This window comes from Streptomyces sp. 3214.6, from assembly GCF_900129855.1.
Taxonomy (GTDB): domain Bacteria; phylum Actinomycetota; class Actinomycetes; order Streptomycetales; family Streptomycetaceae; genus Streptomyces; species Streptomyces soliscabiei.
Genome location: NZ_LT670819.1, coordinates 1,612,550 through 1,630,289, shown reverse-complemented (window position 1 = coordinate 1,630,289; position 17,740 = coordinate 1,612,550). Strand labels below are relative to the sequence as shown.

Annotated in this window: 11 protein-coding genes; 4 read left to right on the top strand and 7 right to left on the bottom strand. The window is 70.4% G+C overall.

Going from position 1 to position 17,740, the window contains the following annotated elements:
- Nucleotides 1–88 precede the first annotated feature (88 nt).
- From B5557_RS07275 to B5557_RS07245, 7 genes are all read right to left on the bottom strand, one after another.
- Nucleotides 89–1,756 carry a histidinol-phosphatase gene (locus B5557_RS07275; protein WP_079658347.1) on the bottom strand — a complete coding sequence of 556 codons (1,668 nt, stop codon included), beginning with the start codon at nucleotides 1,754–1,756 and terminating at the stop codon, nucleotides 89–91.
- 24 nt (nucleotides 1,757–1,780) lie between these two features.
- Nucleotides 1,781–3,637, bottom strand: coding sequence for a LamG-like jellyroll fold domain-containing protein (locus tag B5557_RS07270; RefSeq protein ID WP_079658346.1), 1,857 nt, complete (start codon nucleotides 3,635–3,637; stop codon nucleotides 1,781–1,783).
- A 40-nt stretch (nucleotides 3,638–3,677) separates the two neighbouring features.
- Nucleotides 3,678–6,599, bottom strand: a complete 2,922-nt coding sequence (locus tag B5557_RS07265) for a glycoside hydrolase family 2 TIM barrel-domain containing protein (protein ID WP_079664641.1) — start codon at nucleotides 6,597–6,599, stop codon at nucleotides 3,678–3,680.
- Between the two features lie 8 nt (nucleotides 6,600–6,607).
- Complete coding sequence (locus B5557_RS07260) at nucleotides 6,608–7,477, bottom strand: carbohydrate ABC transporter permease (RefSeq protein ID WP_079658345.1); 870 nt, start codon at nucleotides 7,475–7,477, stop codon at nucleotides 6,608–6,610.
- 14 nt (nucleotides 7,478–7,491) lie between these two features.
- Nucleotides 7,492–8,454 (bottom strand): carbohydrate ABC transporter permease, encoded by a 963-nt coding sequence (locus B5557_RS07255; protein ID WP_079658344.1) that lies wholly within the window; start codon nucleotides 8,452–8,454, stop codon nucleotides 7,492–7,494.
- Nucleotides 8,454–9,740: an ABC transporter substrate-binding protein gene (locus B5557_RS07250; protein ID WP_079658343.1), complete on the bottom strand. Its 1,287-nt coding sequence runs from the start codon at nucleotides 9,738–9,740 to the stop codon at nucleotides 8,454–8,456. The genes B5557_RS07255 and B5557_RS07250 overlap by 1 nt, the downstream gene beginning before the upstream one ends.
- Before the next feature lie 97 nt (nucleotides 9,741–9,837).
- Entirely contained in the window at nucleotides 9,838–10,854 is a 1,017-nt protein-coding gene (locus B5557_RS07245) for a carbohydrate kinase family protein (protein ID WP_079658342.1), read from the bottom strand.
- A gap of 126 nt (nucleotides 10,855–10,980) precedes the next feature.
- On the opposite strand from B5557_RS07245, the gene B5557_RS07240 reads away from it, so the two are divergent.
- From B5557_RS07240 to B5557_RS07225, 4 genes are all read left to right on the top strand, one after another.
- Nucleotides 10,981–11,745 carry a DeoR/GlpR family DNA-binding transcription regulator gene (locus tag B5557_RS07240; protein ID WP_079658341.1) on the top strand — a complete coding sequence of 255 codons (765 nt, stop codon included), beginning with the start codon at nucleotides 10,981–10,983 and terminating at the stop codon, nucleotides 11,743–11,745.
- Nucleotides 11,742–13,079 (top strand): 6-phospho-beta-glucosidase, encoded by a 1,338-nt coding sequence (locus B5557_RS07235; protein WP_079658340.1) that lies wholly within the window; start codon nucleotides 11,742–11,744, stop codon nucleotides 13,077–13,079. Before B5557_RS07240 ends, B5557_RS07235 begins: the two co-directional genes overlap by 4 nt.
- A 104-nt stretch (nucleotides 13,080–13,183) precedes the next feature.
- Nucleotides 13,184–16,249 carry an alpha-mannosidase gene (locus B5557_RS07230; protein WP_079658339.1) on the top strand — a complete coding sequence of 1,022 codons (3,066 nt, stop codon included), beginning with the start codon at nucleotides 13,184–13,186 and terminating at the stop codon, nucleotides 16,247–16,249.
- Nucleotides 16,250–16,355: 106 nt separating this feature from the next.
- The gene (locus B5557_RS07225; protein ID WP_173877648.1) at nucleotides 16,356–17,606 is read left to right on the top strand and encodes an alpha-L-fucosidase; all 1,251 of its coding nucleotides are present in this window, start codon (nucleotides 16,356–16,358) and stop codon (nucleotides 17,604–17,606) included.
- The last annotated feature ends 134 nt before the right edge of the window (nucleotides 17,607–17,740 follow it).

Below are 17,740 nucleotides of genomic sequence, written 5' to 3'. Positions count from 1 at the left end.
CCGTTCAGCGCCGTCGGGGCTGAAGAAGGTGGGGAACTGCGGACCGTACGTGGCTGGTCGCGCAGTTCCCCGCGCCCCTCTGAAACCTTCAGCTGACGACGTCGACGAAGATCGGGTTGGAGTAGAACCAGGTGTCGGCCCACGGGTCGCCGTTGCCCGGCTCGTGGGGGATCGGGCCGTGGGGGTCCACGGAAGCGCCCAGGTAACCGGTTCCGTTCCGGTTGCCGTCGCTGCCGCGCAGGCGGACGTAGAAGGACTCCTCACCCACGGTGAGCGGGACGCGCAGGGTGTACGTGCCCTTGCGGCCGCTCACCTGCGTCGTGTGGGCGACCTTCGTGTCGGGCGCCTTCCACGTGTCGCGGTCGGACACCGCGCCGCGCACCGCGCCCCGGATGACGTCCAGGTGCGCCAACTCCGGCAGGATTCCCTGGGGGTTGGGCCGGGAGGCGGTGGTGACGGTGATGTTCAGGGTGAGCTTCTCGCCTCTGCGTACCCGCAGCCGGCCGCCGAGCGTGACGCCCCGGCCGCTGCTGTGCTCCCGCCGCAGCCGGACCTCGAGCCCGTCGAGCAGATGCCCGTGGTCGAGCCACACGCGGCCCTCGCGCAGCCCCGTCATCACCGCCCGGTAGCCGTACCGGGTCACGCCCACATGGGTGCGGCTGAACTGGCCCGGCCAGAAGTCGCTGCCCGGCTGAGGGGCGTCCGTGTTCACCGGGTCGGGCAGCCTGCCGGTGTTGTCGAAGTTCTGCCCGGCCGGCCAGTCGCCGTTCTTCCAGGTGTCGAAGACGGTGCGGTGGTTGTCGGAGTTGGTGGTGATCGAGAACAGCCGGCCCTCGGCCAGCATCGAGTCCCACAGGCCGCCGACGGTCGCCGTCGCCCAGTCGAAGCCGCCGTACGTGAGGTAGGCGTCCGCCGGGTAGCCCGCCCAGGACTGCGCGGACGGCTTGTTCTCGTACTCGCCGCGGATGGACGTGCTGCCACGCCAGCCGGGGATCGCCGCGCCCTGGGCACCGGGCGCGCCCTCCATGCCGATCATGATCTCGGGGGCCGCGTCGCGCCAGCCCCGCATCTCGTGCGGGGAGTCGATGCCGAGGCGCAGCGGGTGGTTGGCGAGGACGAGGACGTCGTCGACGTAGCCAGAACGGCGCTGTTCGGCCAGCCACTTGATCGCCTTGACGGCGTGCGCCTCGTTGCGGGCGGTGTCGGCCGCGCCGGCGGAGCCCTCGGTGTACCCGAGCAGCTTGCCGTCGTAGGCGAGCTCGAACTGCGTGAGCAGGTCGACCTCGTGCGGGCCGGGCGCGGCGAACACCGTGCAGTGCTCGGCGGCCGGGATGTACCACTCCAGGCCCTGGAAGATCAGCTGGCGCGGGTTCTCGGCGCGGGCCTTGAGGATCTCCTGGTGCTCCATGGCGGCGCCGTAGTGGGCGTGCCCGAAGTTGGAGTGCTCGTTGAACACCATCCAGTCGAGCCCGTACCGGGCGGCGGCCCGCGCCTGCTGGGAGAAGGTGTACTTCGCGTCGTGGCTGTACACCGAGTGCACATGGTGGTCGCCGACGAGGTAGGCGAGGCACGGGTCCTCGCCGCCGTAGCCGTGGCCGGTGGCGGCGACGGCCGGGGTGGCCGCCCCGCCGAGCGCGAACGCGGCCCCGAACAGACCGGCACGGCGCAGGAGTTGACGTCTCGACACGCCTTGGGCGTCGAGAGCGGCGGGGGAGACGGAAGGGTCGGCCCAGACGGGCAGTTGCTGCTCGGTCATGGTTCTTCGTCCTCTTCGAGGGCGTCAGTGGTTCATGAAGGAGGTCACGGGCAGCGCCCGCTCGACGATGCGGACGTCGCCGAGGCGGCCGTGCAGGATCTGGTCGATCGCGCCGCCGTACTCGTAGCCGCCGAGCAGCCACGGCAGCCCGACGGAGGTGATGCCGACGGACGCCGCCTTCGGGTTGCGCACGACCGGGCAGCCCTCGACGTACAGCGTGGTGTGCCGGCCGTCGTTGACGACCGCGAGGTGCCACCAGGTCTCCAGCGGCGTCTCCTGCCCCCAGTTGGTGGCGATGCCCTCCTGGTTCAGCGGGCGCATCGCCCACTGCGGCTCCCGGTCGTTGGAGAGGGAGAGGGTGGCAAGCGGCTCGTCGGGGTCGTCGCCGGTCTTGCCCGCGGCGCCGCCCGTTCCCGTCCGGCTGACCAGTCCTGACCACGCGTGGTGCGAGGGGTCCCAGTCCGCCGGAAGGCGGTAGAACGCCTCGATGGTGTAACCGTCCCTGAACGTGGCCGAGTTGAGCGGCGCGCCGTCGACGGTGCGCAGGTACGCCCCCTTCAGCGGGGACTTGAAACCCTGGAACTCCAGGCTGCCGTGCCCGGGTTGGTCGGGGTGGTGGTCGGACGACCAGCCGAGGGTACCGCCGCCGACCGGGACGACGGTGAGGTCGTTGCCGCGCCCGGACAGGTCACGGACGGTGCCGGACACGGTCGTGGCGTCGGCGTGCCCGTCGAAGCGCCAGTAGGCGACCGTGCCCGAGATGACGACCTTGGAGGCGGGACGCGCGGCCCGGGCCGGCACCGGGGCGAAGCCGGAGAAACGCTCGGTGAAGTCGATGTCGACGGAGAACCGGTCGGCGTCGCCGCTCAGTTCGATCTCCTGCCGCTCCAGCTCGTTGAGCCCCTTCGCGGCCCGGCCCAGGATCCACGGGGAGACGGTCTCCACGTCGATCACGTCGCGGTCGAGGTCGAAGCGGTAGAGGCGGATCATCGCCGCACCGCCGAAGTAACGGTTCTGATAGTTCGTCAGATGCAGGTGGACGTCGTGTCCCGCCGCGTTCTTGCGCGTGGCCCGGCCGGCCGGCCAGTAGTGCCCGTTGAGGGTGAGGAAGATCTGGTCGTGGTCCTCGATCAGCCGGTCCCACAACTGCTGCCCGTAGGCCGAGAGGGAGTCGTCCTCGACGACCAGTTCGTGCGTGGTCAGGACGACCGGAGTCCTCGGGTGCTTGGCGAGGACGCCGGCGGCCCAGGCGTAGCCCTGGTCCGACAACCGCCAGTCCAGCGCCAGCACCATCCACTCCCGGCCGCCCGCCCGGAACAGGTGGTACGAGTTGTAGCCGTCGGGGGAGGCCCCGCCGAACGTGGACTTCCCCCGGAAGCGCTGGGGACCGAACGCCTCCAGGTACGGGGTCGCGCCGCGCTGGTCGGTCGTCGACGACTTCACGTCGTGGTTGCCGGCCAGCACGCTGTAGCCGACCCCGCGCCGGTCCAGCAGCCCGAACGCCTCGCTGATCGCGGTGACTTCGTCCTTCGTCCCGTTCTGGGTGAGGTCGCCCAGGTGGGACAGGAACACGATGTTCTCGTCCTTGCCGTGCTCCAGCAGATAGCGCAGCGACGCCTCGACCGGCGCCTTGTCGATGCTCGGGCCGTCGAAGAGGTACTGCGTGTCGGGCATGACGGCGAGCGTGAAGCGGCGGCTGTCGGGGTCGGGACGCCAGGTCTTGGCCGAGGCCGCCTCGACGGAGGCGGCCTCGGCGGTGGCCGGCAGGGCGATGCCGGCCGTGGCGGCGGCGCCGAGCAGCGCGGTGGCGCGGAGGAAACCGCGTCTTCCGGCACCGGCCTGCGCGGCTTCGCCGCAATCGTGGGCATGCGAAGTACACATGTGTGCTCCGTAAGGAAGTCCGTTGCCGGGAGAGGAAGTTCTAAAGAACGCGCAGGGTCCAGCTCCAGCGGTGGACGCCCGGTGCGACGAGGTAGGAGGGGAAGGTGTCGGGCCCGCACGATGCCGTGCCGAGGCCGCGGTGCGCCGCGTCGAGGTGCACCACGCAGCCGGCGCGCGGGACGAGTTCGTCATGGTGGGAGACGGCGGTCAGGTCCTCGGCGCGGTACCGCGTGACGGAGACCTGGCGCGGCTCGTCCAGCGTGACGGCGAGGCCGGTGGCGTCCGGCGCCGAGAGCGTGAAGCGCCGCACCCCGTGCCGGCCCCCGCTCTCCTGCGGACGCAGGTACGGCGTGAACAACTCGTCGACGGGGACCGAGTGATGGCCCACCGGCGCGCCACCGCTGCGGTCCGGGTACGACTCCCAGGGGCCCTGCCCGAACCACTCCAGCAGGTCCAGCCCCGCGACCGTCTCGAAGACCGAGCCGACCCGCGCGACGTCGTCGAACTCCTCGGGCAGCTCGGCCTGTTCGTCGATCCGCACCCCGCCCTCCACCGGCGTGAACACCTGCCGGTGCCGGACGACGCCGGTGGTGCCGGCGTACTCGGAGAGCACGCTCACCCCGTCGCCCTCCTGGTGGACCGAGAGCAGCTTGCGCACGAGGGAGTCCAGGCCCCACGTCCGCCAGCGCAGCGCCATCCCGCCCAGCTCGTCGTTGTCGGTGGGCGCCCGCCACAGCGACAGCGTGGGCGCGGCGGTCAGCAGAGGGTGGACGAGGAGTCCGTCGGCGTCGATCTCGACCCGACCGGATCCCACCGGTTCCTCGGCCGGAGCGGCCGCTCGGAGCTGCACCTGCGGTGCGCACACCTCCGTGCCGCGCGGCGCCCACGGCAGGTCCTGCGCCGTCGTCACCCGCAGCGTCAGCCATGCCTCGCCGCCGTCCTCGGGCAGCGCGAACGGCAGCGGCACCACGGTCGTCTCGCCCGGCCGCAGGTCGGGCAGCTCGGCCGTCGCGGTGAGCGTCCCGCCGTGGGCGAGAGACAGCTCCCACTCGCCGGCGAGCCACTCCAGGCCGCGGAAGTGCTGGTGGTTGGAGAGGACCAGCCCCTCGTGCCGGAAGCCCTGGAGCCGCAGGGGCGCGGCGAGCTCACGGTGTTCGTACATCACCGGCTTCGGAGTGCGGTCCGGGAAGACGACGCCGTCGGCGATGAACGCGCCGTCATGGTCCTTCTCGCCGAAGTCGCCGCCGTACGCCCAGCGGTACCCGGGTGCGGCGACACCGTTGTCGTAGAGCCCGGCGCCCCCACGCCCGACCGGTCTTCCGTCGTTCACGGACTGAAGGATTCCGTGGTCCCAGAACTCCCAGATGAACCCGCCCTGAAGACCCGGGGTTGCCTCGATGGCGGCCCAGTGGTCGGCCAGCGTGCCGTTGCTGTTGCCCATCGCGTGGGAGTACTCGCACTGGATGAGCGGCTTGGTCTGCTGCCCGGACAGCGCGTGCGCGACGCAGTCCTCCAGCGGCGCGTACATCGGGCAGGCGATGTCGGAGGCGAGCCCCGGATCCGCCCAGCCGCGCTTGGCGGCCCCCTCGTACTGCAGCGGCCGGGTCGGATCGTGCCGGCGCACCCAGCCGGCGGCCGCGTCGTGGTTCGCGCCGTAGTCGGACTCGTTGCCCAGCGACCAGATGATGACCGACGGATGGTTCTTGTCGCGCAGCACCATGCGCGAGACCCGGTCGACGAAGGCGTTCAGATAGCGCGGGTCGTCGGCGATCTCGTGGGCGTGGTCGTGCGACTCGATGTCCGCCTCGTCGACGACGTAGAAACCGATTTCGTCGGCCAGGTCGTACAGCGTCGGGTCGTTGGGGTAGTGGGCGGTGCGGATCGCGTTGAAGCCGAAACGCTTGAGCAGGACCAGGTCCGCGCGCATGTCGTCGTACGACACCGTCCGCCCCGTCAGCGGGTGGAAGTCGTGCCGGTTGACGCCCCGGACGAAGATCCGCTCGCCGTTGACCAGCAGGTCCCGGCCGACGATCTCGACGTCGCGGAAGCCGACGCGGTGCCGGGAGGTGTCGGCGACGGTGCCGTCGGCGCGGTGCAGCCGGACCGTCAGGCCGTACAGCTCGGGCGTCTCGGCCGTCCAGGTGCGCACCTCGGGCACGCGTGCGGTCAGCCGGGCCTCGCCGAGGAAGTCGGAGACACGCTCGTCCTCGGCGTTGGCCAGGTCGAACGCGGCGTCCTGGGTCACCGGCAGCCCGTCCAGGTCCCCGCTGACGTACCAGCCCTCGGGCAGCGCCCCGCCGCCGGCGCGCCGTACCTGGCAGTCGACGCGCAGTTCACCGTCCTGCCCCGCCCGCACGGTCACGTCGGCCAGGTGCAGCGGGTCGGTGGCGTACAGCAGCACCGAGCGGGTGATCCCGCCGTGCCACCAGTGGTCCTGGTCCTCGATGTGCGAGGCGTCCGACCACTTGACGACCGTCAGCCGCAGCACGGACCTCCCGCCGGGGCGCACGACGCTCGACAGGTCGAACTCGGCCGCCAGATGGGAGTCCTTGGAGACGCCGACGGGCCGCCCGTCCACGTGCGCCAGCAGCACGCTCTCGGCGGCCCCGACCTGGAGCACGATCCGGCGCCCTGCCCACTCGGCGGGGACGTCGATCTCCCGCTCGTACACCCCGGTCGGATTGCCGGCCGGCGACAGGGGAGGAAATTCCGCATACGGCATCCGGATGTTCAGATACCGCGGAAGGTCGTCCGTGCCCTGCATGGTCCATACGCCGGGCACGGTCGCCGTCGACCAGGGACCGCCGACCGGCGCGTCCGGAGCGGACAGCAACCGAAAACGCCAGTCGCCGTCCAGGGAGTGTGCTCCGGTGCGCCGGTCGACGGCGTTCATGGGCAGCCGGCCCCAGGAGGTCACCTCGGGTGCCTCCCACGGGCGCAGCGCCAGCAGCGGGTCCGTCACGTGATCGCTCACTTGATCGCTCCCTTGGCGAGGTCCCCGATCATCTGGCGGGCGCCGATCGCGAACACGATCAGCAGCGGGACGAGGGCGAGCAGTGCGCCGGTCATGACCATTCCGTAGTCCGTGGTGCCGTGGGTGCCGTTGAGCTGGGACAGGGCGACCTGGAGGGTCACGTTGTCCGGGTTGGTGAGGGCGATCAGGGGCCAGGCGTAGTCGTTCCACTGGCCCATGAACGTGAAGATGCCGAGGAACGCGAGGCCCGGCCGGACCACCGGGAGGGCCACGTGCCAGTACTGGCGCAGGAAGTTCGCGCCGTCGATGCGGGAGGCGTCGAGGAGTTCGTCGTGGATCGCGCCCGTCATGTACTGGCGCATCCAGAAGATGCCGAACGCGTTGGCGGCCGCCGGCACGATCAGCGCCGTCATCGAGCCGATCCAGCCGAGCTTCGCCATGATCACGAACTGGGGGATCGCCTGGAGCTGTGCCGGCACCATGAAGATGAACATGAGCAACACGAACAGCAGCCGCTTGCCCGGGAACTCGAACTTGGCGAAGACGAAGGCCGCCAGCGAGTCGAAGAACAGGACCAGGAACGTCACCGAACCCGCGACCAGCAGCGAGTTGAACATCGAGCCGAAGAAATCGATGTTGTCGAAAAGGTTGCGGACGTTTTCCAGGAAGTGGGTGCCCGGCAGCAGCTTGGGCGGGTAGGAGAAGATCTCCGACGACGTGTGCGTCGACATGATCACGGCCCAGTAGAACGGGAAGGCCGAGAGCAGGACGCCGAGGACGAGGCTCGCGTGCAGCGCCAGCCCTCTGCGCAGCGACCCGTCGATCCTCTTGGTACGCCGGGGCCTGGTTTCTTGGATGGATGTCATGGTGAGCGGGCCTCCTAGTCTTCGCCCCGGCGCTGCACCAGACGCCAGTTGATGATCGAGAAGAGGACGACGACGAGGAAGATGCCCCATGCCACGGCGGCGCCGTAGCCGAAGTCGTTGTTGTCGAAGGTCTGCTGGAAGAAGTAGAGGACCATGGTCCGGCCGGCGTGGCCGGGCCCGCCCGAGAACGTCGAGTCGTTCGAGGTGTTCTGCAGCAGGACCTGGGGTTCGGAGAAGCTCTGCAGACCGGTGACCGTCGACACGACGAGCACGAACAGCAGCACCGGACGCATCATCGGCAGCGTGATCCGGAAGAACGTCTGCACGGGGCCCGCGCCGTCCATCCGCGCCGCCTCGTACAGCTCGCCCGGGATGGTCTGGAGCCCGGCGAGGAAGATGATCGCGTTGTAACCGGTCCACTGCCAGGTCATCAGTGTCGCGATGGCGACCTTGATGCCCCACGGGGTGTTGAGCCAGGCGATCTGGTCGAAACCGATCGCCTGAAGGAACGCGTTGACGAGACCGAAGTTGGTGGAGAAGACCGAACCGAAGATGATCGCGATCGCCACGACCGAGGTGACGTTCGGCAGGAAGTAGGCAACGCGGTAGAGGTTCTTGAAACGGACCGCCGAGTTGAGCATCACGGCCGTCACCATCGCCAGGAAGATCATGGGGAAGGTGGCCAGCGCCCAGATGACGATCGTGGTCCCGATCGAGCTCCAGAACTCGGAGTCGCTCAGCAGGTACTGGTACTGCGACAGCCCCGCCCACTCCATCGAGCCGAGGCCGTCCCAGCGGTGGAACGAGAGATAGAGCGAGAAGCCGACGGGTATCAGGCCGAAACAGAGAAAGAGCAGGTAGAAAGGGGAGATCGCGGCGTAGAGGTGCCAGTACTTGCGGAAACCTTTCCGGGGCTGTGTCACGGGTGTCTCCGTGAGAACCGCCGGGGGCTTCTCCAGGGCGGGGAGGGTGGCCATCAGTAGCTCACCCCCAGGTGCTTCGCGATCCGCCGGCATTTGCTCATGGCGTCACTCCAGGCCTGCTTCGGGTCCTTGCCGAGGACGCCGACGTTCTTGATCTCGTCCTTGATGGGCTGCCCGAGCGCGATGTCGAACGGGCTGTTGTAGGCGACGACGATCTTCTGCGCGGCGGGCCCGAAGACATCCATCGTGACCTGGCCGCCGAAGAAGGGGTCGGGCTCGCGCAGCTGCGCCGCGCCGTACGAGGCGGGGGTGGAGGGGAAGAGTCCCGCGTCGACGAAGCCCTGCGCCTGGTTGCCCGCGTCGAGCATCCAGCTGATGATCTGGAAGGCCTGCTCGGGCTCCCGGCACGCCTTGGTGATCGACAGGAACGAGCCGCCGTTGTTGGCGGGCCGCACCGGCATGTCGGCCACCCGCCATCGGCCCTTCGTCTTCGGCACACCGTTCTTGAGGTCGCTGGTGGCCCAGGAGGCGCCCAGCTGGCTCGGCAGCTTGCCGTCCTCCACCGCCGACAGCTGGTCCGGGGTGCCGGTGACCAGGTTCGACACGATCTTGCGCTGTTTCGCCTCGACGGCGAGCGCCCAGGCGTCGCGCACATGTTCCTGGTCGCCGATGAAGTGGCGGTCCTTGTCGACGTAACGCTTGCTGCCCTGGTTCACCACGTTGTCGTAGACGCTGTTGACGTCGGTGAGCAGCGAGGCACCCGGGATCCGCTTTCTGAGCTGCTCGCCCGCCGCGAAGAACTTCTCCCAGGTGTTGAGCTCCTTCGACACGTCGGCGGGCTCGTAGGGCAGTCCCGCCTTCTGGAAGACGGCGTACTGGTAGAAGTGCCCCACCGGGCCGCAGTCGATCGGGAAGCCGATCATCGTGCCGTCGTCGGCGATGCCCTGCTCCCACTTCCAGGGCAGGTACTGGGACCTGTACTTGTCCGCGCCGAGCGTGCGCAGGTCCACGAACTGGTCGGCGTTGGGCAGGTAGGACGCCATGTCCTCGCCCTTCAGGCCCGCGATGTCGGGGATGTGGGCGCGGCCGGCCATCGTCGTGATCAGCTTCGACCGGTAGTAACCGCCGATCTTGATGGCCTGGAGGTCGACGGAGGTGTCGTATCGGGCCTTGGCGTTCTTGACGACCGTGTCGCCGAGGCCGCCGTCCCAGTACCACAGGACCATGTTCCGCCCGGTCGAACCGGTCGGAACGGCGCAGCCGGACGCCAGGCCGCCGAGCGCCGTGACGGCCGAACCGGCCAGGCTCGCTCGCAGCAGGCCTCTACGGGAGAGCCGCACAGCTCCCACCGCCTTTCGGATCTGTTCGCGTCTTCGCAGACGATGTGCCATTCGAGGGGCAAGCGTGAGGTGGTGTCGTGTTCGGGGGCGGGCGGGGTCAGAGCCGGACGGGCGGGGTGACCGGCGCGTAGTGCACGGCCGGACCCACGTCCGCCGGGATGCGGTCGGCGAGGAAGCCGTACGTCCGCTTCAGCTCGGGGTCGGTCACCGAGCGCCACCAGCGGTCGATGCCGTACCAGCCGGGCGCGGCGAGGGCTCCGCCGTGGTGTTGCACCGAGAGCCCGGCGGACAGGACGGCGAACAGCAGCCGCTCCTCCAGCGGCCAGCCGCCCAGGGAGGCCGCGACGAAGCTCGCCCCGAACACGTCCCCGGCGCCCGTCGCGTCCAGGACGTCGACGGCGAGGGCGGGGACCCCGGCGTACTCCCCGGTCGTCTGGTCGACCGCGAGGGCGCCCTCGGCGCCCCGGGTGACCACGGCCACCGGCACCAGCTCCGCGAGCGTGCCGAGCGCGGCGACCGCGCTGTCGGTGCGGGTGTACGCCATCGCCTCGGTCTCGTTGGGGAGGAAGGCGTGGCACAGGGCGAGCTGCTCGAGGAGGTCGGTGGACCACTGCTGGGTGGGGTCCCAGCCGACGTCGGCGTAGATCTGCGTGCCGCCCGCGGCCGCCTTGGCGAGCCAGGCGCGCGGTTCGGCCTCCAGGTGCACGAGGGCCGTGCGCGCCTCGGGCGGGTCGCCCATCAGCTGGTCCTGCGAGTACGGCGGCTCCTGGCCGTGGGTGACCAGCGCCCGGTCGTGGCCGTGCGCGAGGGCGACGGTCACGGGGGTGTGCCAGCCGTCCGCCACGCGGGACAGGGCAAGGTCGACGCCCTCCTGCCCGGCGAGGACCTCCTGGCAGTGGACGCCGTAGAAGTCGTCGCCGAAGACCGTGGCCAGCGAGGTGCGCAGGCCGAAGCGGGACGCGGCGACCGCGAGGTTGGCGATGCCGCCGGGGCCGCAGCCCATGCCCGCCGTCCAGATCTCCTCGCCGGGCGTCGGCGGCTTGCCGAGCCCCGTGAGGACGAGGTCGTAGAAGAGCAGCCCGGTGAGCAGCACCTCGGGCCGGTCGTCGTCCACCGCACATCCTCTCGTCAAAACTCTTCAATTCGGTGACCGGAATCGTGCGCCCCTCGGCGAGATTGGTCAATACCTCAGCAGAACTGAGCATGGATTTGATTGAAGATGACGAGTAGTGTTCACGTCGTGCTGGCAGAACGACGACATCAACTCATCCTGCGGGCCCTGCGCTCAGGCGGTCCCGCGGCCGTGACCGATCTCTCCGAGCAGCTGGGTGTGAGCCCCGCCACGATCAGGCGTGACCTGGTCAAACTCGAGGAGGACGGCCTGCTCACCCGGGTGCACGGCGGCGCCGTAGCGGAGGAGGGTGACCAGCCCTTCGCCGAGGTGGCCGAGGTGCGCGTGGCCGAGAAGGACACGATAGCCGCGCACGCCGCGGCGATGGTCGCGGACGGCCAGTCGGTGCTCCTCGACATCGGCACCACCGCCTACCGCCTGGCCCGCCAGCTGCACGGCCGCCGCCTGACGGTGATCACCTCCAACCTGGTGGTCTACGAGGAGCTCGCCGACGACGAGGGCATCGAACTGGTGCTGCTCGGCGGCATGGTCCGCCGCGAGTACCGCTCCCTGGTCGGCTTCCTCACCGAGGACAATCTGCGCCAGCTGCACGCCGACTGGCTCTTCCTCGGCACCAGTGGAGTGCGCCCGGCCGGGCAGGTGATGGACACGACGGTCGTCGAGGTGCCGGTGAAACGGGCCATGATCAAGGCCGGTGACAAGGTCGTCCTGCTCGCCGACTCGGCGAAGTTCCCGGGTACGGGCATGGCGAAGGTCTGCGGTCCCGAGGACCTGGACGTGGTGGTGACGGACACGCCGGTCGACCCGGTGACCCGGTCCTCCTTGGAGGAGGCGGGCGTAGAGGTGGTCGTGGCAGGAAAGGTGCGAGGGTGAAACTGACGATTCTGGGCGGCGGCGGGTTCCGGGTGCCGCTCGTGTACGGGGCGCTGCTGACGGACCGCGCCGAGGGGCGGGTTACGGAGGTCGTCCTGCACGATCTGGACGACAGCAGGCTGTATGCGGTCGCCAAGGTGCTGGAGGAGCAGGCGGCCCGCGTCCCCGACGCCCCGAAGGTGACCGCCACCACCGACCTCGACGAGGCGCTGCGCGGCGCCGACTTCGTCTTCTCCGCGATTCGCGTCGGCGGCCTCGAAGGCCGCGCCCACGACGAGCGGGTGGCTCTCGCCGAGGGTGTCCTCGGCCAGGAGACGGTCGGCGCCGGCGGCATCGCCTACGGCCTGCGCACGGTCCCCGTCGCCGTCGACATCGCCCGGCGGGTGGCCCGCCTGGCCCCCGACGCCTGGGTCATCAACTTCACCAACCCGGCCGGCCTGGTCACCGAGGCCATGTCCCGTCACCTCGGCGACCGCGTCATCGGCATCTGCGACTCCCCGGTCGGCCTCGGCCGCCGGATCGCCCGCGTCCTCGGCGCGGACCCGAAGGAGGCGTGGATCGACTACGTCGGTCTCAACCACCTCGGCTGGGTCCGCGGCCTGCGCGTCGCCGGACGCGACGAACTCCCGCGGCTGCTCGCCGACCCCGACCTGCTCGGCTCCTTCGAGGAGGGCAAGCTCTTCGGCGTCGACTGGCTGCGGTCCCTCGGCGCGATCCCCAACGAGTACCTGCACTACTACTACTTCAACCGGGAAGCCGTCCGCGCCTACCAGCAGGCCGAGAAGACCCGCGGCGCCTTCCTCGCCGACCAGCAGGCCCGCTTCTACGAGGAGATGAAGCGCCCCGACGCGGCGGCCCTGACCACCTGGGACCGCACCCGCGCCGAGCGCGAGGCCACCTACATGGCAGAGAACCGGGAGACGGCCGGCGCCGGCGAACGCGACGCCGACGACCTCTCCGGCGGCTACGAGAAGGTCGCCCTCGCCCTGATGCGGGCCATCGCCCGGGACGAGCGCACGACCCTGATCCTCAACGTCCGCAACCAGGGCACCCTCTCGGTGCTCGACACCGACGCCGTCATCGAGGTGCCCTGCCTCGTCGACGCCAACGGCGCGCACCCGGTCGCCGTGGCCCCGCTGCCCGAGCACGCCACCGGCCTGGTCTGCGCGGTGAAGGGCGTCGAGCGCGAGGTGCTCGCCGCTGCCGAGTCCGGCTCCCGCACGACGGCCGTGAAGGCGTTCGCGCTGCACCCGCTGGTGGACTCGGTGAACGTGGCCCGCCGGCTGGTCGAGGGCTACACCGACGTCCACCCCGGGCTGGCGTACCTTAAGTAGGCGCCCGACGGAAAGCGCTTTCCCGCCTCTCGTTCCGCCCAGCCCCCCGGCCCCGGGCCTCCCCGCCTTCCCCGCCCTCCGTGGTCCCTCTCTGGAGATTCCCCATGCATGACGAACGCCGCCGCATCGAGGAGCGCGTCGAGCGCGTCCACAACCAGCGCATCAAGCCCGCGATCTACGCGGCCACCGTGCCCTTCGAGGTCGAGGCCTGGCAGGCGCCGGGGGAGCCGGTCCCCTTCGCCGAGGCCGCGGCCGCCGCCTACGAGCCCTTCGCGATGGACACCCCCTGGGGCCCGCCCTGGGGCACCACCTGGTTCCGGATGCGCGGCCAGGTGCCCGCCGAGTGGGCCGGCAAGCGCGTCGAGGCCGTCATCGACCTCGGCTTCGTGGGCGACTGGCCCGGCAACCAGGCCGAGGCCCTCGTCCACCGCACCGACGGAACCCCGCTGAAGGCGGTCAACCCGCTCAACCAGTATGTGCCGATCGGCAACCCGGCGACGGGCGGGGAGAGCATCGACTACCTGGTGGAGGCGGCCTCCAACCCGGACATCCTGGCGAACGACTTCGCGGGCCCGACCCCGCTGGGCGATGTGCTGACGGCGGGCGACCGTCCCCTCTACACCTTCCGCCGCGCCGACATCGCCGTCCTCGACGAGCAGGTCTGGCACCTCGACCTCGACCTCCAGGTGCTGCGCGAGCTCATGGTCCACCTCGGCGAGCACGAGCCGCGCCGCCACGAGATCATGCACGCCCTGGACCGCGCCATGGACGCCCTCGACCTGGACGACATCTCCGGCACCGCCGCCGCCGTCCGCGAGGTCCTCGCCCCCGTCCTGGCCCGCCCCGCGCACGCCAGCGCCCACACCATCTCCGGCGTCGGCCACGCGCACATCGACTCCGCCTGGCTGTGGCCGATCCGCGAGACCAAGCGCAAGACCTCCCGCACCTTCTCCAACGTCACCTCGCTCGCCGAGGAGTACGACGACTTCATCTTCGCCTGCTCGCAGGCCCAGCAGTACGAGTGGGTGCGCGACAACTACCCGCAGGTGTGGGCGCGGATCCAGGAGTCGGTGAAGAAGGGGCAGTGGGCGCCGGTCGGCGGCATGTGGGTCGAGTCCGACGGAAACCTGCCCGGCGGCGAGGCCATCGCCCGCCAACTCGTGCACGGCAAGCGGTTCTTCATCGAGCACTTCGGCATCGAGACCAAGGGCGTCTGGCTGCCGGACTCCTTCGGCTACAACGCCGCCTACCCGCAGCTCGCCAAGCTCGCCGGCAACGAGTGGTTCCTCACCCAGAAGATCTCCTGGAACCAGACCAACAAGTTCCCCCACCACACCTTCTGGTGGGAGGGCATCGACGGCACCCGCATCTTCACGCACTTCCCGCCGGTCGACACCTACAACGCCCGGTTCAGCGGCGAGGAGATGGACCGCGCCGTGCGCAACTACTCCGAGAAGGGCGGCGGTACGCGGTCGCTCGCCCCCTTCGGCTGGGGCGACGGCGGTGGCGGCCCCACCCGCGAGATCATGGAACGGGCACGCAGGCTGGCCGACCTGGAAGGGTCGCCGAAGGTCGTCGTCGAACACCCCGACGCGTTCTTCGCCAAGGCCCGCGCCGAGTACCCGGACGCGCCGGTCTGGGTCGGCGAGCTCTACCTGGAGCTGCACCGTGCCACCTACACCACCCAGGCCCGCACCAAGCAGGGCAACCGGCGCAGCGAACACAAGCTGCGCGAGGCGGAGCTCTGGGCGACGACGGCCGCACTGCACGCGCCGGGCTACGCCTACCCGTACGACAAGCTCGACCGGCTGTGGAAGACGGTCCTGCTGCACCAGTTCCACGACATCCTGCCGGGCTCCTCGATCGCCTGGGTGCACCGTGAGGCGGAGGCCGAGTACGCGCGTGTCGCCGAGGAACTGGAGGCGCTGACGGCGCAGGCGGTGGCCGCACTGGGCGGTGGCGACGCCCGTGTCTTCAACACCAGCCCGTACGCCCGCGCCGAGGTGGTCCGCACGCCCGAGGGCGCACCCGCGTATGTCGAGGTGTCCGCGAGCGGCAGCGCGCCGCTGGCCGGCCCGACCGCCGCCGGGCTCCCGCAGCCCGTGACGGTCGCCGGACGCATCCTCGACAACGGCCTGGTCCGGGTACAGGTCGCGGAAGACGGCACCCTGTCCTCCGTCTACGATCTGCGCTCGAACCGCGAAGTCCTCGCCGACCCGGGCAATCTGCTGCGCCTGCACACCGACCTCCCCAACTACTGGGACGCCTGGGACATCGACAAGCACTACAAGAACCGCTACACCGACCTGCTGGAGCCGGACGCGGTGACGGTCGTGGAGGAGGACCCGCTGGTCGGCGCGATCCGGGTCACCCGTTCCTTCGGCAAGGGCTCGACCATCACCCAGACGATCACCCTGCGGGCCGGCAGCCCCCGCATCGACTTCGAGACCGACATCGACTGGCACGAGGCGGAGAAGATCCTCAAGGCGGCCTTCCCGGTCGACGTCCGGGCACCGCACTCCTCCGCGGAGATCCAGTTCGGCCACATCCAGCGCCCCACCCACACCAACACCAGCTGGGAGGCCGCCCGGTTCGAGGTCTCCGGCCACCGCTGGGTGCACATCGGCGAGCCCGGCTACGGCGTCGCGGTCATCAACGACTCGACCTACGGCCACGACGTCTCACGCACGGTCCGGGAGGACGGCGGTACGACGACCACGGTCGCCCTGAGCCTGGTCCGCGCCCCGCGCGTGCCCGACCCCGAGGCCGACCAGGGCCGGCACCGCTTCACCTACGCGCTGCTGCCCGGCGCGAGCATCGAGGACGCGGTCGCCGAGGGCTACGCCCTCAACCTTCCGCTGCGCGTGGCGGACGCGGCGGGCGCGCCCGAGCCGGTCGTCTCGGTGACCGGCGACGGCATCACCGTCGAGGCGGTGAAGCTCGCCGACGACGAGTCCGGCGACGTCGTCGTCCGGCTCTACGAGTCCCGCGGCGGCCGGGCCACCGGCGCCCTGCGCACGGGCTTCCCGCTCGCGGGCGCGCAGATCACCGACCTGCTGGAGCGGCCCCTGGAACCGGCGACCCTCGGTGCCGACGGCGCCGTCGACGTCGTCCTGCGCCCCTTCCAGATCCTGACGCTCCGTCTGGAACGCGCCGCCACCAGCCGTTAGCAACGGCCCCCCAGGGGGCGGGCCCGCGACCCACACCAGGCATCACGCCTCACCGCGCGCCCGCCCCCGGCCCTCGAAGTGCCCTGCCCTGCGGAGGAGTTCAGCCGTGCCCATGCAACCCTGGTTCACCGACGCCAAGTTGGGGATCTTCGTCCACTGGGGGATCTACGCCGTCGACGGCGTCCAGGAGTCCTGGTCGTTCTACGACGACATCGTGCCGCACGACCAGTACATGTCCCAGCTCGACCGCTTCACCGGCGCGCACTACGACCCGCGCGCCTGGGCCGACCTGTTCGCCCGGGCGGGCGCCGGGTACGCCGTCCTCACCAGCCGCCACCACGACGGCGTCGCCCTGTGGGACACCGCCTACGGGAACCTCAACCTGGGCCGCGACTACCTCACCGGCTACGCCGAAGCCCTGCGCGAGAAGGGCCTCAAGGTCGGCCTGTACTACTCGCACTCCGACTGGAACCACCCCGACTACGCCACCACCCGCAAGCCGGGCCGCCCGCCGGAGATGGAGGACAACCGCTACTCGGAGTGCTCGGCCGAGGACGAGGACCTGGTGGCCTGGGAGCGGTTCATCGCCTACCGGGACGGCCAGATCACGGAGTTGGCCTCCCGCTACCGGCCCGACCTCATGTGGTTCGACGGCGAATGGGACCGCAGCGAGGAGCAGTGGCGCATCAAGGAACTCGCCGCGCTGATCCGCTCGTACTCCCCGGACGTCGTCTTCAACGCCCGCATGCTCAGCGAGGGCGACTACGCCACCCCCGAACAGGGCGCGCCCATCGAACCCCCGCCCGGGCCCTGGGAGTTGTGCCTCACCATCAACGACTCGTGGGGGTACCGGCACCACGACCAGAACCACAAGTCGCTCACCCAGCTGGTCCGCTACTTCACGGAGACCATCGGGGGCGGCGGCAATCTGCTGCTCGACGTCGGCCCGATGGAGGACGGCACCATCCCGCGGCCGCAGGTCGAGCGCCTCGAAGGGCTGGGGGAGTGGATCCGCAAACACGCGGAGGCCGTGTACGGGACGGTGCGGGGGCTCCCGGCCGGGCACCACTACGGGCCGAGCACCCTGTCCGCCGACCGTCGCACGCTCTACCTCACGCTGTTCGACATCCCGCGCTCCGAGATCGGTGTGCGGGGTCTGGTCACACCGGTCCGTAGGGTCACGGTGCTCGGCACCGGAACGGAACTGGCCCATCGCGTGGTCGGCGGGCTGCACGAGGCCGTCGGTGTGCTGTGGATCGACCCCCCGGCGGGGTCCGACCTCGACCCGCACGCCACGGTGCTCGCGGTGGAACTGGAGGGCGAACTGGAGCTGTACCGGGGCTCGGGACGCTTCTGAAGGGAAGAGGGGACATGCGTTCGGGTCGGTCGGTCGCTCCCCGTGACAGCGGCCGACCGACCCGATCCCCCGATCCCCCGGGAATCCCCCGTCGATTCCCGTTCTTCCCCCGTCGATCCCTGTGCTTCCCCCGC